Annotated in this window: 25 protein-coding genes; all 25 read left to right on the top strand. The window is 62.9% G+C overall.

Going from position 1 to position 12,338, the window contains the following annotated elements; all coding sequences use genetic code 11:
* Window positions 1–276: EF-Tu C-terminal domain-related protein (locus DVT68_RS12085; protein ID WP_484488900.1), on the top strand; the 276-nt coding region annotated here is incomplete at its 5' end.
* A 462-nt stretch (window positions 277–738) separates the two neighbouring features.
* Complete coding sequence (gene rpsJ / locus DVT68_RS12090) at window positions 739–1,050, top strand: 30S ribosomal protein S10 (protein ID WP_014402136.1); 312 nt, start codon at window positions 739–741, stop codon at window positions 1,048–1,050.
* A gap of 20 nt (window positions 1,051–1,070) precedes the next feature.
* The gene (gene rplC / locus DVT68_RS12095) at window positions 1,071–1,712 is read left to right on the top strand and encodes a 50S ribosomal protein L3 (protein WP_038620449.1); all 642 of its coding nucleotides are present in this window, start codon (window positions 1,071–1,073) and stop codon (window positions 1,710–1,712) included.
* An 11-nt stretch (window positions 1,713–1,723) separates the two neighbouring features.
* On the top strand, window positions 1,724–2,326 hold the full coding sequence (rplD, locus tag DVT68_RS12100; RefSeq protein ID WP_114825370.1) for a 50S ribosomal protein L4: 603 nt from the start codon (window positions 1,724–1,726) through the stop codon (window positions 2,324–2,326).
* The gene (gene rplW / locus DVT68_RS12105; RefSeq protein WP_114825371.1) at window positions 2,323–2,616 is read left to right on the top strand and encodes a 50S ribosomal protein L23; all 294 of its coding nucleotides are present in this window, start codon (window positions 2,323–2,325) and stop codon (window positions 2,614–2,616) included. The genes rplD and rplW overlap by 4 nt, the downstream gene beginning before the upstream one ends.
* 18 nt (window positions 2,617–2,634) lie before the next feature.
* Entirely contained in the window at window positions 2,635–3,456 is an 822-nt protein-coding gene (gene rplB, locus DVT68_RS12110) for a 50S ribosomal protein L2 (RefSeq protein WP_074547430.1), read from the top strand.
* Window positions 3,457–3,468: 12 nt separating this feature from the next.
* Window positions 3,469–3,741, top strand: a complete 273-nt coding sequence (gene rpsS, locus DVT68_RS12115) for a 30S ribosomal protein S19 (RefSeq protein ID WP_017461870.1) — start codon at window positions 3,469–3,471, stop codon at window positions 3,739–3,741.
* Entirely contained in the window at window positions 3,741–4,076 is a 336-nt protein-coding gene (rplV, locus tag DVT68_RS12120; RefSeq protein ID WP_114825372.1) for a 50S ribosomal protein L22, read from the top strand. The genes rpsS and rplV overlap by 1 nt, the downstream gene beginning before the upstream one ends.
* A gap of 13 nt (window positions 4,077–4,089) precedes the next feature.
* A complete protein-coding gene (gene rpsC / locus DVT68_RS12125; RefSeq protein ID WP_038620438.1) occupies window positions 4,090–4,839 on the top strand; it encodes a 30S ribosomal protein S3 in 750 nt (249 codons plus the stop codon).
* Window positions 4,840–4,850: 11 nt separating this feature from the next.
* Window positions 4,851–5,264 (top strand): 50S ribosomal protein L16, encoded by a 414-nt coding sequence (rplP, locus tag DVT68_RS12130; protein WP_114825373.1) that lies wholly within the window; start codon window positions 4,851–4,853, stop codon window positions 5,262–5,264.
* A gap of 1 nt (window position 5,265) precedes the next feature.
* Window positions 5,266–5,451, top strand: coding sequence for a 50S ribosomal protein L29 (gene rpmC, locus DVT68_RS12135; protein ID WP_019464891.1), 186 nt, complete (start codon window positions 5,266–5,268; stop codon window positions 5,449–5,451).
* Window positions 5,452–5,463: 12 nt separating this feature from the next.
* The gene (rpsQ, locus tag DVT68_RS12140; protein ID WP_114239849.1) at window positions 5,464–5,724 is read left to right on the top strand and encodes a 30S ribosomal protein S17; all 261 of its coding nucleotides are present in this window, start codon (window positions 5,464–5,466) and stop codon (window positions 5,722–5,724) included.
* A gap of 14 nt (window positions 5,725–5,738) precedes the next feature.
* Window positions 5,739–6,107: a 50S ribosomal protein L14 gene (gene rplN / locus DVT68_RS12145; RefSeq protein ID WP_038620422.1), complete on the top strand. Its 369-nt coding sequence runs from the start codon at window positions 5,739–5,741 to the stop codon at window positions 6,105–6,107.
* A 14-nt stretch (window positions 6,108–6,121) separates the two neighbouring features.
* Complete coding sequence (gene rplX, locus DVT68_RS12150; RefSeq protein ID WP_019464889.1) at window positions 6,122–6,436, top strand: 50S ribosomal protein L24; 315 nt, start codon at window positions 6,122–6,124, stop codon at window positions 6,434–6,436.
* Between the two features lie 10 nt (window positions 6,437–6,446).
* Window positions 6,447–6,989 carry a 50S ribosomal protein L5 gene (gene rplE / locus DVT68_RS12155; protein ID WP_038620419.1) on the top strand — a complete coding sequence of 181 codons (543 nt, stop codon included), beginning with the start codon at window positions 6,447–6,449 and terminating at the stop codon, window positions 6,987–6,989.
* Window positions 6,990–7,007: 18 nt separating this feature from the next.
* Entirely contained in the window at window positions 7,008–7,313 is a 306-nt protein-coding gene (gene rpsN / locus DVT68_RS12160; RefSeq protein WP_038620418.1) for a 30S ribosomal protein S14, read from the top strand.
* A gap of 224 nt (window positions 7,314–7,537) precedes the next feature.
* The gene (gene rpsH, locus DVT68_RS12165; protein WP_114825374.1) at window positions 7,538–7,933 is read left to right on the top strand and encodes a 30S ribosomal protein S8; all 396 of its coding nucleotides are present in this window, start codon (window positions 7,538–7,540) and stop codon (window positions 7,931–7,933) included.
* A gap of 10 nt (window positions 7,934–7,943) precedes the next feature.
* Entirely contained in the window at window positions 7,944–8,471 is a 528-nt protein-coding gene (rplF, locus tag DVT68_RS12170; RefSeq protein WP_114825375.1) for a 50S ribosomal protein L6, read from the top strand.
* Between the two features lie 29 nt (window positions 8,472–8,500).
* Entirely contained in the window at window positions 8,501–8,854 is a 354-nt protein-coding gene (gene rplR / locus DVT68_RS12175; protein ID WP_114825376.1) for a 50S ribosomal protein L18, read from the top strand.
* A 118-nt stretch (window positions 8,855–8,972) separates the two neighbouring features.
* On the top strand, window positions 8,973–9,482 hold the full coding sequence (rpsE, locus tag DVT68_RS12180; RefSeq protein ID WP_019464883.1) for a 30S ribosomal protein S5: 510 nt from the start codon (window positions 8,973–8,975) through the stop codon (window positions 9,480–9,482).
* Window positions 9,475–9,669 (top strand): 50S ribosomal protein L30, encoded by a 195-nt coding sequence (rpmD, locus tag DVT68_RS12185; RefSeq protein WP_114825377.1) that lies wholly within the window; start codon window positions 9,475–9,477, stop codon window positions 9,667–9,669. Before rpsE ends, rpmD begins: the two co-directional genes overlap by 8 nt.
* A complete protein-coding gene (rplO, locus tag DVT68_RS12190) occupies window positions 9,669–10,106 on the top strand; it encodes a 50S ribosomal protein L15 (protein WP_199536073.1) in 438 nt (145 codons plus the stop codon). Before rpmD ends, rplO begins: the two co-directional genes overlap by 1 nt.
* A 4-nt stretch (window positions 10,107–10,110) precedes the next feature.
* A complete protein-coding gene (gene secY / locus DVT68_RS12195) occupies window positions 10,111–11,436 on the top strand; it encodes a preprotein translocase subunit SecY (RefSeq protein WP_114825379.1) in 1,326 nt (441 codons plus the stop codon).
* A 137-nt stretch (window positions 11,437–11,573) separates the two neighbouring features.
* Complete coding sequence (gene rpsM / locus DVT68_RS12200) at window positions 11,574–11,930, top strand: 30S ribosomal protein S13 (protein ID WP_019464879.1); 357 nt, start codon at window positions 11,574–11,576, stop codon at window positions 11,928–11,930.
* A 12-nt stretch (window positions 11,931–11,942) separates the two neighbouring features.
* Window positions 11,943–12,329 carry a 30S ribosomal protein S11 gene (gene rpsK / locus DVT68_RS12205; RefSeq protein ID WP_007513384.1) on the top strand — a complete coding sequence of 129 codons (387 nt, stop codon included), beginning with the start codon at window positions 11,943–11,945 and terminating at the stop codon, window positions 12,327–12,329.
* Window positions 12,330–12,338: the final 9 nt, after the last annotated feature.

Below are 12,338 nucleotides of genomic sequence, written 5' to 3' on the forward strand. Positions count from 1 at the left end.
GACTTCGAAGCCGAAGTGTACGTGCTGTCGAAGGACGAGGGTGGCCGTCATACCCCGTTCTTCAAGGGCTACCGCCCGCAGTTCTACTTCCGCACGACCGACGTGACCGGCGCCATCGAACTGCCGGAAGGCGTCGAGATGGTCATGCCGGGCGACAACATCAAGATGGTTGTCACCCTGATCCACCCGATCGCCATGGACCAGGGCCTGCGCTTCGCCATTCGCGAAGGCGGCCGTACCGTCGGCGCCGGCGTGGTGGCCAAGGTCATCAAGTAAGACCCTGTGTTGTCGCCTTCGGGCGACAACCGAAGAAAAGCCGACCTCCGGGTCGGCTTTTTTTTTGGAAATTCGGCCTCGAGAGGGATTTGGGGCTTTCCTTTGGCTAAATTTCCAGCTATAGTCGCGGTCTTGCCTGTCATTGGAGTCTTGCTCCAATGACCTTACAGCGAAATGAGGCGCAGGAAGTGCTTCGAGTTCGCTGGCCAGGACGGCCAATACGCAAGAGAGGGCTTGGGCAACGAGGCGTGACGCTTTGTTGACTGGGCCATTTCGCGCGTTTTATACTTTTCCGTCTGGGCGGGCTCGTTTAGGGCCTGCCTAGTCTTTTAGGGTCGATTCCGCGACATGCTGTCGCTCGTCGCGTCGACTTGCAGTACCGCAGCGACAATGGGTTGTGCGGGTAGGTGAGAAGCCTTCCCGGTTCACAGTATTTGTTCTTTCGATAACAGGACACGGTTTATGGCGAACCAAAAGATTCGCATCCGGCTCAAGGCGTTCGATCATCGTCTGATCGACCGTTCGGCCAGCGAAATCGTCGAGACGGCCAAGCGCACCGGCGCTACGGTTCTCGGCCCGATTCCGCTCCCGACCAAGATCGAGCGCTACACCATTCTGGTGTCGCCGCACGTCGACAAAGATGCCCGCGACCAGTACGAGACCCGTACGCACAAGCGCGTGCTCGACATCGTCGACCCCAACGACAAGACCGTGGACGCGCTCATGAAGCTTGATCTCGCCGCTGGCGTTGATGTTCAGATCAAGCTCGGTTGAGCGATAAACAGGATACGAAGATGAGTATCGGACTGGTTGGCCGCAAGTGCGGCATGAGCCGACTCTTCACTGAAGATGGACGCTCGATTCCGGTGACGCTGATTGAAGCCACCCCGAATCGCGTCACCCAGCTGAAGACGGAAGATAACGATGGTTACAGCGCTGTGCAGGTCGCGGCGGGCGTCAAGCGCGCCAGCCTGCTGACGCAGCCGCTGAAGGGTCACTACGCCAAGGCGAAGGTTGAGCCGGGTCGTGGTCTGTGGGAGTTCCGCGTGTCTGCCGACGACCTCGGCAAGTACAGCGTGGGCGCCGAGATCAAGGCTGACGACGTGTTCTCGGTGGGTCAGATTGTTGACGTCGCCGGCGTGTCGAAGGGCAAGGGCTTCCAGGGCACCATCAAGCGTCACAACTTCACCATGGGCGACGCGACCCACGGTAACTCGCTGTCGCATCGTGCGCCGGGTTCTATCGGTCAGCGCCAGACCCCGGGTCGCGTGTTCCCGGGCAAGAAGATGGCAGGTCACATGGGTGCAGTGAACCGCACGCAGCAGGGCCTGGAAGTGGTCAAGGTCGACGCCGAGCGTCATCTGATCGCGGTGAAGGGCGCGGTGCCGGGTGCTACCGGCGGCGACGTCGTCATCCGTCCGACGACCAAGGGCTGAGGAGAGACGCCATGGAAATCAATGTCATTGGCGCCAAGCCGCTCAACGTGTCGGACGAAGTGTTCGGCGGTGAGTTCAAGCAGGCTCTGATCCACCAGGTGGTTGTGGCCTACCAGGCCGGCGGTCGCGCCGGTACCAAGGCCCAGCTGTCGCGTGGTGAGCTGTCGGGTACCACCAAGAAGTTCAAGAAGCAGAAGGGCGGCGGCGCTCGTCACGGCGACTACCGCGCTCCGATCTTCGTGGGCGGTGGTGTCACGTTCGCAGCCAAGCCGCGCAACTACGAGCAGAAGGTCAACCGCAAGGCTTACCGCGTCGCTATTCGTTCGATCCTTTCCGAGCTGATCCGCCAGGATCGCCTGAAGGTCGTCGAGAGCTTCGGCATCGAAACGCCGAAGACCAAGGCGATGGTCGCCAAGCTGGCCGAGCTGCAGGTTTCCGGCCGCGTGCTGCTGGTCTCGGAAGACGCCAACGAGGCGACCTTCCTGGCCGCGCGCAACATCCCGTACATCCACGTTGTGGACGTGCTGGCGCTGAACCCGGTCAGCCTGGTCGGTTCGGACCACATCGTCATGACCGTCGATGCGGTGAAGAAGATCGAGGAGTGGCTGGCATGAGCAACGAACGCATCCTGAATACGCTGCGCGCGCCGCACATCTCGGAGAAGGCTGCACGCGTCGCCGAGAAGAACCAGTACGTTTTCGTGGTCGCCCCCGAGGCAACCAAGGCCGATGTCCGCGCTGCGGTGGAACAGATGTTCGACGTCAAGGTCGAGCAGGTGAACCTCGTCAACGCCAAGGGCAAGGTCAAGTCCTTCCGTTTCCGCGCTGGCAGCCGCCAGGGCAAGCGCAAGGCCTACGTTCGCCTCGCTGATGGTCAGACCATCGACGTGTCGACCAAGGCCTGAGCCAGGAGTTGAATTGAGATGGCACTGATCACTCATAAGCCGACCTCCCCCGGACGCCGCGACGCAGTCAGCGTTCGTACCGAAGGTCTGCACAAGGGCGCGCCGTACGCAGCCCTGACCGAAGCCAAGAACAAGAACGGCGGTCGCAACCATTACGGTCGCATCACCGTTCGTCACCAGGGCGGCGGTCACAAGCAGCGTTACCGCATCATCGACTTCAAGCGCGACAAGGAAGGCATTGCCGCCCGCGTCGAGCGCATCGAGTACGATCCCAACCGCACCGCGCACATCGCGCTGCTGTGCTACGCCGATGGCGAGCGCCGCTACATCATCGCGCCGAAGGGCGTGCAGGTGGGCGACCGTCTGGTGTCGGGCAGCGACGCGCCGATCAAGGCCGGCAACAGCCTGCCGCTGCGCGCGATCCCGGTGGGTTCGACCATCCACTGCATCGAGATGAAGCCGGGCAAGGGTGCGCAGATCGCACGCTCCGCCGGCGCCTCGGTCCAGCTGGTGGCTCGCGAGTCGGGCTACGCCACGCTTCGCCTCCGTTCGGGCGAAATGCGTCGCGTGCCGGTCGACTGCCGCGCCACCATCGGTGAAGTCGGCAACAGCGAACACAGCCTGAAGAAGCTCGGCAAGGCCGGCGCCAAGCGCTGGCTCGGCATCCGTCCGACCGTTCGCGGTGTCGTGATGAACCCGGTCGACCATCCGCACGGCGGTGGTGAAGGCCGTACCTCCGGTGGCCGTCATCCGGTCAGCCCGTGGGGCACGCCGACCAAGGGCTACAAGACCCGCAACAACAAGCGCACGCAGCAGTTCATCGTGCGTCGTCGCAAGTAATAGGAAACGACTATGCCGCGCTCTCTAAAGAAAGGTCCGTTCGTTGACCTGCACCTCGTAAAGAAGGTGGAAGCCGCCGTTTCCGCCAACAACAAGCGCCCGATCAAGACCTGGTCGCGTCGCTCGATGATCCTGCCGGAAATGGTCGGCCTGACCATCGCCATCCACAACGGCCGTCAGCATGTCCCCGTGCTGGTCAACGAGAACATGGTCGGGCACAAGCTCGGCGAGTTCGCGGTGACCCGTACCTTCAAGGGCCATGGCGGCGACAAGAAGGGCAAGTGATGAGCACTGAAGCCAAAGCGATCCTGCGCAGCGCCCGCATTTCGGCGCAGAAGGCACGCCTGGTGGCTGACCTGGTCCGCGGCATGCCCGTGGGCCGAGCCAGCGACGTGCTCCAGTTCACCAACAAGAAGGCCGCAGCCATTGTTCGCAAGGTGCTGCTGTCGGCCGTCGCCAACGCCGAGAACAACCTCGGCGCCGATGTCGACGAGCTGAAGGTCGCACGCATCTTCGTGGACGAGGGTCCGGCGATGAAGCGCATGTACGCCCGCGCCAAGGGCCGCGGTTCCCGCATCCTGAAGCGCACGAGCCACATCACTGTGGTCGTTGGCAACTAAGAGGACATAGACGATGGGTCATAAAGTTCATCCCACCGGTATCCGCCTCGGCATTGCCAAGGACTGGAACTCGAAGTGGTACGCCAACAAGGGCGAATACGCCCAGTACCTCGCTGCCGACCTGAAGGTCCGCGAGATGCTGCGCAAGAAGCTGGCCCAGGCCGGCATTTCGAAGATCCTCATCGAGCGTCCGGCCAAGACCGCGCGCGTGACGATCCACACCGCCCGTCCGGGCGTGGTGATCGGCAAGAAGGGTGAGGACATCGAGAAGCTGCGCAAGGAAGTCAGCGACATGATGGGCGTTCCGGCGCACATCAACGTCAGCGAAGTGCGCAAGCCCGAGCTGGACGCGCAGCTGGTTGCCGAGTCGATCGCGCAGCAGCTGGAGCGTCGCATCATGTTCCGCCGCGCGATGAAGCGCTCGGTCGGCAATGCGATGCGCCTGGGCGCACTGGGCATCAAGATCAATGTCTCTGGCCGTCTGAACGGCGCTGAGATTGCTCGTTCCGAATGGGCCCGTGAAGGTCGCGTACCGCTGCATACCCTGCGTGCGGACATCGACTATGGCTTCGCCGAGGCGAAGACCACCTACGGCATCATCGGCATCAAGGTGTGGATCTACAAGGGCGAGATCTTCGATCTGTCCCAGGTCAACCAGGAGCCGAAGGAAGAGCAGTCCCAGCCGCGCCGTGAGGGTGGTGAGGGTCGTCGTGAATCGCGTCGCGAGGGCGGTGAAGGCCGTCGCGAGCGGACGGCGAAGTAAGGAGAGTTGCCATGCTGCAACCCAAGCGAACCAAATTCCGTAAGCAGTTCAAGGGCCGTAACGATGGTCTGGCTTTCTGCTCGAACCTCGTCAGCTTTGGCGAGTTCGGCCTGAAGGCGACCACGCACGGTGCACTGACCGCCCGCCAGATCGAGGCCGGCCGTCGTTGCATCACCCGCTTCGTGAAGCGCGGCGGCAAGCTGTGGATCCGCGTGTACCCGGACAAGCCCATCACCAAGAAGCCCATCGAAGTTCGAATGGGCGCCGGTAAGGGTGGCGTCGAATACTGGGTCGCTCCGATCCAGCCGGGCCGCATGCTGTATGAAATCGAGGGTATCGACGAAGCCTCCGCACGCGAGGCGTTCCGCCTGGCCGCGGCCAAGCTCTCGGTCCAGACCCAATTCGTGACCAGGGCGGTGATGTGATATGGCCATCAAAGATCTGACCAACAAGACGGCCGAAGAGCTGAATAAGCACCTGCTGGACCTGCGCAAGGAGCAGTTCAACCTGCGCATGCAGAAGGGCACCGGCCAGCTCAACCAGCCGCACCAGCTGCGCCGAGTTCGGCGCGACATCGCCCGCACGAAGTTCGTGCTCGGCGGCAAGAAGTAAGGGACGGCCGATATGAGCGACAACCAGAAGCAGACGCGCACCCTCGAGGGCCGCGTCATCAGCAACAAGATGGACAAGACCGTGACGGTCCTGATCGAGCGCCAGGAACAGCATCCGCTGATCGGCAAGATCATCCGTCGTTCGACCAAGCTGCACGCGCAGAACGATCTGGGCGCCAACGAAGGCGACCTGGTCCGCATCGCGGAATGCCGTCCTCTGTCCAAGACCAAGCATCACCGCGTGGTCGAAATCATCACGCGCGCTAACGTCTAAGGGAGGGTGCAGACATGATCCAGATGCAAAGCACGCTTTCCGCGGCTGACAATAGCGGCGCCCGCGAACTGATGTGCATCAAGGTGCTCGGCGGCTCCAAGCGTCGTTACGCCGCGATCGGTGACGTGATCAAGGTCACCGTGAAGGATGCCATCCCCCGCGGCAAGGTGAAGAAGGGTGAGGTGTACAACGCCGTGGTGGTTCGTACCGCCAAGGGTGTGCGCCGTCCCGATGGCTCGCTGATCCGTTTCGACGGCAACGCAGCGGTCCTCCTCAACAACAAGCTCGAGCCGATCGGCACCCGTATCTTCGGGCCGGTCACCCGCGAGCTGCGCAGCGAGAAGTTCATGAAGATCGTCTCCCTCGCGCCCGAAGTGCTCTGAGCGGAGTCCAGACCATGAACCGTATCCGCAAGGGTGATCAGGTCCTCGTGATCACCGGCAAGAACAAGGGTCAGCGCGGCGACGTGCTGCGCGTTGATGGCGACCGCGTGTTCGTCTCCAACGTGAACCTGGTCAAGCGTCACACCAAGCCGAACCCCCAGGCCAACCAGGCTGGCGGCATCGTCGAGCGTGAAGCTTCGATCCACATCTCCAACGTCCAGCTGTTCAACTCTGCCACGGGCAAGGGTGAGCGCGTTGGCGCCAAGACGCTCTCTGATGGGCGTAAGGTGCGCGTGTTCAAGTCCAACGGCGAAGTTGTGGACGCGTAAGGAATAAATCATGACGACGCGTCTCGAAACGTTTTACAAAGACCAGGTCATCAAGAAGCTCACCGAGCGTTTTGGTTACCAGAACGTGATGCAGGTTCCCCGCATCACCAAGATCACGCTGAATATGGGCGTGGGCGAAGCCGCCGGCAACAAGAAGGTGCTCGAGAACGCCGTGGCCGACATGGCCAAGATCTCGGGCCAGAAGCCGATCCAGACCAAGGCCCGCGTGTCGGTCGCCTCGTTCAAGATCCGCGACGGCTGGCCGATCGGTTGCAAGGTCACCCTGCGCCGCGCCCAGATGTGGGAATTCCTCGATCGCCTGATCAACATCTCGCTGCCGCGTACGCGCGACTTCCGTGGTGTGTCGGGTCGCGCCTTCGATGGCCGTGGTAACTACAACTTCGGCATCAAGGAACAGATCATCTTCCCGGAAATCGACTTCGACGCCGTCGACGCGATGCGTGGTATGGACATCTCCATCACCACCACCGCCAAGACCGACGAAGAAGCCAAGGCGCTGCTGGAAGCCTTCAGCTTCCCGTTCCGCAACTAAGAGAGTCGCGAGAGACACATGGCCAAGACCTCGATGGTTAACCGCGACCTCAAGCGGACCAAGCTCGTCAAGAAGTACGCCGCCAAGCGCGCCGAACTGAAGGCGATTGTGCTGAGCCCCACCGCCTCCTACGAGGAGAAGATGGACGCCCAGGCCAAGCTGCAGAAGCAGCCGCGTGACGCCAGCCCGGCCCGCCAGCGTACCCGCTGCGCGCTGACCGGTCGTCCGCGCGCCGTGTACCAGAAGTTCGGCCTCGGCCGTAACAAGCTGCGCGAAGCCACCATGCGTGGCGACGTACCTGGCCTGCGCAAGGCCAGCTGGTAAGACCCCAAACAGGGCAGGGCGGGTGCATACCCTCCCTTGCTCGATGCGGCGGCAGGCCCCGCGGCCTGCCGTCGTTGGCGCGAATACGCGCCGAGATTCGCAAAGTCGGAAAAATGCTGCTATAGTCGATGGTCTGCACTTCGCAGACCGGTCACTGTGCCGGCATACAACTCAATATTGATTTCCGGTTTTTCGGATATCGGTGCACTCTGAAGGATGTTTTCATGAGCATGACTGATCCCATCGCCGATCTGTTTACGCGCATCCGCAACGCCCAGCTCACGGGCAAGCAGACCGTAAACATGCCGTCGTCGAAGCTGAAGGTGGCCATCGCCAACCTTCTCAAGAACGAGGGCTATATCCTCGACGCCAAGGCCTCCTCCGTGGAAGGCAAGCCGGTGCTCGAGATCAAGCTCAAGTATTTCGAAGGCCGTCCGGCCATCGAATCCATTGCCCGTGTCAGCCGCTCCGGCCTCCGCGTCTACCGCGGCAAGGACGAGCTGCCGAAGGTCCTGGGTGGCCTGGGTATCTCGATCATCTCGACTTCCGCCGGTTTGCTGACCGACGCGCAGGCCCGTGCCAAGGGTCTGGGCGGCGAAGTCATCGGCCAGGTCGCATAAGGAGTCGACGATGTCCCGCGTTGCCAAAAAGCCGATTACCCTGCCGAAGGGCGTCGAGATCACCTCGAACGCCAATGGCATCACCGTCAAGGGCCCGAAGGGCACCCTGGCGACTCACGCGCTCCCGGGCGCTTCCGTGTCCATCGAGAACGGCGTGGCGAACATCGCCGTGGCCGAGGGCGCCGACGACAAGTTCGGTGGCACCCTGCGTGCGCTGCTGGCCAACATGGTCAAGGGCGTGTCCGACGGTTACGAGCGCAAGCTCGAGCTGGTCGGCGTGGGCTACCGTGCCTCGATGGCCGGCAAGTCGCTGAACATCGCCCTGGGCTTCTCGCACCCGGTCGTGTTCGATGCGCCGGAAGGCATCTCCATCGAAACCCCGTCGCAGACCGAAATCCTGATCAAAGGTTCGGACAAGCAGCGCGTGGGTGAAGTGGCCGCCAAGATCCGCTCGTTCCGTCCGCCGGAGCCGTACAAGGGCAAGGGCGTCCGCTACTCGGGCGAGAAGATCACCCTGAAGGAAGCCAAGAAGGCCTAAGGGTCTATCCGCTTCCTGGAGAGAACACGATGAACAAGAACGAATCCCGCCTGCGTCGCGCCAAGTCGACTCGCGCGCACATCCGCAAGCTCGCCGTGGCCCGCCTGTCGGTGCATCGCACCGGTCAGCACCTGTACGCACAGGTGTTCGCCGCCGATGGCCAGAGCGTGGTGGCTGCCGCGTCGACCGTGCAGAAGTCGGTCGCCGAGGGCCTGAAGGGCACCAAGAACCTGACCGCAGCTGCCGCTGTCGGTAAGGCGGTGGCTGAGCGCGCCCTGGCCGCTGGTATCGAGTCCGTGGCGTTCGATCGCTCGGGCTTCCGCTTCCACGGTCGTATCAAGGCGCTGGCTGATGCAGCCCGCGAAGCCGGCCTGAAGTTCTAAGCCGGTCGGTTTCAGGCGCCGGCTGATCCCGGCGCCTGAAGCCAACAGCAGTACCTACAACTCCAAGCGGCTTAGCCGCAAGCAAAAGTCCCGGTTAGCCGGGCATACGGAAAAAAACATGTCTTCTACCGATCGCGAAAATTCCGACGGCCTGCTCGAGAAGCTGATTGCCGTCAACCGCGTGGCCAAGACCGTCAAGGGTGGCCGCCAGATGAGCTTCACCGCGCTGACCGTGGTCGGCGACGGCGAAGGTCGCGTGGGCTTCGGCTATGGCAAGGCGCGTGAAGTGCCGGTCGCCATCTCCAAGGCCATGGACCGCGCCCGCCGCAACATGGTGAGCATCGATCTGAACAACGGCACCCTGTGGTACGCCATCAAGGCCAACCACGGTGCAGCCCGCGTGTTCATGCAGCCGGCCTCCGAAGGTACCGGCGTCATCGCCGGCGGCGCCATGCGCGCTGTGCTGGAAGTGGTGGGCGTGAAGAACGTGCTGGCCAAGGCCGTCGGCTCGCGCAACCCGATCAACCTGGTCCGCGCGACCATCAAGGGCCTGCAGGCCGTTGCCTCGCCGAAGCAGATCGCTGCCAAGCGCGGCAAGACCATCGAAGAGGTGCTGGGCAATGGCTAAGAACGAAACCGCCGCCACTGTGCGCGTGCGTCTGGTCAAGGGTCTGCGCGGTGTGCAGCACCGCCATCGCCTGAGCGTGCAGGCGCTTGGCTTGAGCAAGCTCAACGACGTCCGTGAACTGAAGGACAGCCCGCAGGTGCGTGGCCTGATCAACACGGTCTATTACCTCGTGCGGGTTGAGGAGTAATTACCATGCGTCTTAACGACATCAAGCCGGCCGCCGGTTCCCGCAAGACCCGCCTTCGCGTGGGTCGCGGTATCGGTTCGGGCCTGGGCAAGACCGCTGGTCGCGGTCACAAGGGTCAGCACGCTCGCGCGGGCGGCACCCACAAGTACGGCTTCGAAGGCGGTCAGATGCCGCTGCAGCGCCGCCTGCCGAAGGTGGGCTTCCGCTCGCTGAAGAAGGCGGAGAGCCAGGAAGTGTTCCTGTACCAGCTGGCCACCCTGAAGGCTGACGTGATCGACCCGATCGTCCTGCACCAGGCCGGTCTGATCGACAGCCGCGCCAAGAAGGTCAAGGTTGTCCTCAAGGGCGAGATCGGCCGCGCGGTGAAGCTGTCGGGCGTGCTGGCCACGGCCGGCGCCAAGGCAGCGATCGAAGCTGCCGGCGGCAGCGTGGAGTAATCTCGTGGCGGCAGCCCAGGGCACATCGCTCGGATCGCTCGGCAAGCTGACGGAACTGCGTCAGCGCATCTTCTTCGTGATTGGTGCGCTGATCGTCTTCCGTCTTGGTTCCTTCATCCCGGTCCCGGGCGTCAACCCGGAAGCCATGACGAACCTGATCGAGCAGGGCGGCGGCTTGATGAACATGTTCAACATGTTCTCGGGTGGCTCGCTGGCACGCTTCTCGGTGTTCGCGCTTGGCGTGGTGCCGTACATCTCGGCGTCGATCGTGATCCAGATGATGGGTTCGGTCATCCCGAGCCTGCAGGCGCTGCGCAAGGAAGGTGAGGCTGGTCGTCGCAAGATGACCACCTACACCCGCTTCGGCACGGTTGGCCTGGCCGCCTTCCAGGCGTTCGGCATCGCGGTGGCCCTGCAGAAGCAGGTGTCCGCGGGCGGCGCCCCGGTGGTGTATACCCCCGGCATGGGCTTCGTCATGGCGTCGATTGTCGGCCTCACCGCCGGCACGATGTTCCTGATGTGGCTGGGTGAGCAGATCACCGAGCGTGGTATCGGCAACGGTATCTCGCTGCTGATCTTCGCCGGCATCGTGGCCGGCTTGCCGGGCGCGGTGGCGCACACCCTGACCATGGCCAGCAATGGCGAGCTCTCCGTGATCAAGATGATCATGGTGGTCGGCCTGATCCTCGCGGTGACGGCGTTCGTGGTCTTCATGGAGCGCGCCCAGCGGCGGATCACCGTGAACTACGCGCGGCGTTCCGGCGGGCAGCGGGCCTACATGAACCAGACCTCGCACCTGCCGCTGAAGATCAACATGTCGGGCGTGATCCCGCCGATCTTCGCCTCGAGCCTGCTGATGTTCCCGGCGACCGCGGCCACGTGGTTCAGCGCTGGCCACCAGTCTCGCTGGCTGACGGAGCTGACCCAGGCGCTGACCCCGGGTGAGCCCCTGTACGACATCGTCTTCGCGGTGCTGGTGATCACCTTCGCCTTCTTCTATACGGCGATCGTGTTCAACTCCCAGGAGACGGCGGACAACCTGAAGCGCTCCGGCGCCTTGATTCCGGGTATCCGTCCCGGCCGTTCGACGGCCGATTACATCGATAACGTGATGACCCGTCTGACCGGTGTCGGCGCCATCTACCTGGTGCTGGTCTGTCTGGTTCCCTCGTTTATGCAAAAGGCGTGGCACGTCCCGTTCTACTTCGGCGGCACCTCTCTGCTGATCGTGGTGGTTGTGGTGATGGATTTCACTGCCCAGGTGCAGGCGCACTTGGTCAGTCACCAGTACGAAAGCCTGCTCAAGAAGGCCAACCTCCGCCGCAACTGATGGCTGCTGGGGTGGTGGGAAGTTGGTCTGGTTTGGAGGGCAGCGGCGCCCCTGGCGCCGCAGGGCTTTCCTGTTGGGTTGTTTACGGTTAGAATTGCGCGTTTACCGCGCACGAAACGCATCGGAGAAAGTACATCATGGCGCGCATCGCGGGTGTCAATTTGCCGGTCCAGAAGCATGTCTGGGTCGGTCTGCAGAGCATTTACGGGATCGGCCGCAGCCGGGCCAAGAAGGTCTGCGCGGACGCAGGCGTGGTTCCCACCACGCAGATCAAGTCCCTGAGTGAAGGCGAAGTCGAGAAGCTTCGTCACGAAATCGGCAAGTACGTCGTCGAAGGTGATCTTCGTCGCGAGGTGGGTATCGCCATCAAGCGTCTGATGGATCTGGGTTGCTACCGTGGTCTGCGTCATCGCCGCGGCCTGCCGGTGCGCGGCCAGCGCACGCGTACCAATGCACGCACCCGCAAGGGTCCGCGTCGCGCCATCAAGAAGTAACGGATTCCGAACATGGCCAAGCCTGTCAAGACCAAGAAGAAGATCAAGCGCGTTGTCACGGATGCCGTGGCCCACGTGCAAGCCTCCTTCAACAACACCATCGTCACGATCACCGACCGCCAGGGCAACGCCCTGTCGTGGGCGACTGCCGGCGGCGCGGGTTTCCGCGGTTCGCGCAAGTCGACCCCGTTCGCTGCCCAGGTGGCTGCCGAAAAGGCCGGCCGCGCGGCTGGCGACTACGGCGTGAAGACCGTGGAAGTGCGCATCAAGGGCCCGGGCCCGGGCCGCGAGTCGGCCGTGCGTTCGCTGAACGCCCTCGGTTACAAGGTCCTCAACATCATCGACGTCACGCCGATTCCGCATAACGGCTGCCGTCCCCCCAAGAAGCGTCGAGTCTAAGGAGCATAC

It is taken from the genome of Dyella solisilvae (assembly GCF_003351225.1).
Lineage (GTDB): Bacteria > Pseudomonadota > Gammaproteobacteria > Xanthomonadales > Rhodanobacteraceae > Dyella > Dyella solisilvae.

What these genes read in the sequence shown, in the direction of transcription:
- rpsJ (WP_014402136.1), top strand. Translation starts at nt 739, where the DNA reads ATGGCGAACCAAAAGATTCGCATCCGGCTCAAGGCGTTCGATCATCGT.
- rplC (WP_038620449.1), top strand. Translation starts at nt 1,071, where the DNA reads ATGAGTATCGGACTGGTTGGCCGCAAGTGCGGCATGAGCCGACTCTTC.
- rplD (WP_114825370.1), top strand. Translation starts at nt 1,724, where the DNA reads ATGGAAATCAATGTCATTGGCGCCAAGCCGCTCAACGTGTCGGACGAA.
- rplW (WP_114825371.1), top strand. Translation starts at nt 2,323, where the DNA reads ATGAGCAACGAACGCATCCTGAATACGCTGCGCGCGCCGCACATCTCG.
- rplB (WP_074547430.1), top strand. Translation starts at nt 2,635, where the DNA reads ATGGCACTGATCACTCATAAGCCGACCTCCCCCGGACGCCGCGACGCA.
- rpsS (WP_017461870.1), top strand. Translation starts at nt 3,469, where the DNA reads ATGCCGCGCTCTCTAAAGAAAGGTCCGTTCGTTGACCTGCACCTCGTA.
- rplV (WP_114825372.1), top strand. Translation starts at nt 3,741, where the DNA reads ATGAGCACTGAAGCCAAAGCGATCCTGCGCAGCGCCCGCATTTCGGCG.
- rpsC (WP_038620438.1), top strand. Translation starts at nt 4,090, where the DNA reads ATGGGTCATAAAGTTCATCCCACCGGTATCCGCCTCGGCATTGCCAAG.
- rplP (WP_114825373.1), top strand. Translation starts at nt 4,851, where the DNA reads ATGCTGCAACCCAAGCGAACCAAATTCCGTAAGCAGTTCAAGGGCCGT.
- rpmC (WP_019464891.1), top strand. Translation starts at nt 5,266, where the DNA reads ATGGCCATCAAAGATCTGACCAACAAGACGGCCGAAGAGCTGAATAAG.
- rpsQ (WP_114239849.1), top strand. Translation starts at nt 5,464, where the DNA reads ATGAGCGACAACCAGAAGCAGACGCGCACCCTCGAGGGCCGCGTCATC.
- rplN (WP_038620422.1), top strand. Translation starts at nt 5,739, where the DNA reads ATGATCCAGATGCAAAGCACGCTTTCCGCGGCTGACAATAGCGGCGCC.
- rplX (WP_019464889.1), top strand. Translation starts at nt 6,122, where the DNA reads ATGAACCGTATCCGCAAGGGTGATCAGGTCCTCGTGATCACCGGCAAG.
- rplE (WP_038620419.1), top strand. Translation starts at nt 6,447, where the DNA reads ATGACGACGCGTCTCGAAACGTTTTACAAAGACCAGGTCATCAAGAAG.
- rpsN (WP_038620418.1), top strand. Translation starts at nt 7,008, where the DNA reads ATGGCCAAGACCTCGATGGTTAACCGCGACCTCAAGCGGACCAAGCTC.
- rpsH (WP_114825374.1), top strand. Translation starts at nt 7,538, where the DNA reads ATGAGCATGACTGATCCCATCGCCGATCTGTTTACGCGCATCCGCAAC.
- rplF (WP_114825375.1), top strand. Translation starts at nt 7,944, where the DNA reads ATGTCCCGCGTTGCCAAAAAGCCGATTACCCTGCCGAAGGGCGTCGAG.
- rplR (WP_114825376.1), top strand. Translation starts at nt 8,501, where the DNA reads ATGAACAAGAACGAATCCCGCCTGCGTCGCGCCAAGTCGACTCGCGCG.
- rpsE (WP_019464883.1), top strand. Translation starts at nt 8,973, where the DNA reads ATGTCTTCTACCGATCGCGAAAATTCCGACGGCCTGCTCGAGAAGCTG.
- rpmD (WP_114825377.1), top strand. Translation starts at nt 9,475, where the DNA reads ATGGCTAAGAACGAAACCGCCGCCACTGTGCGCGTGCGTCTGGTCAAG.
- rpsM (WP_019464879.1), top strand. Translation starts at nt 11,574, where the DNA reads ATGGCGCGCATCGCGGGTGTCAATTTGCCGGTCCAGAAGCATGTCTGG.
- rpsK (WP_007513384.1), top strand. Translation starts at nt 11,943, where the DNA reads ATGGCCAAGCCTGTCAAGACCAAGAAGAAGATCAAGCGCGTTGTCACG.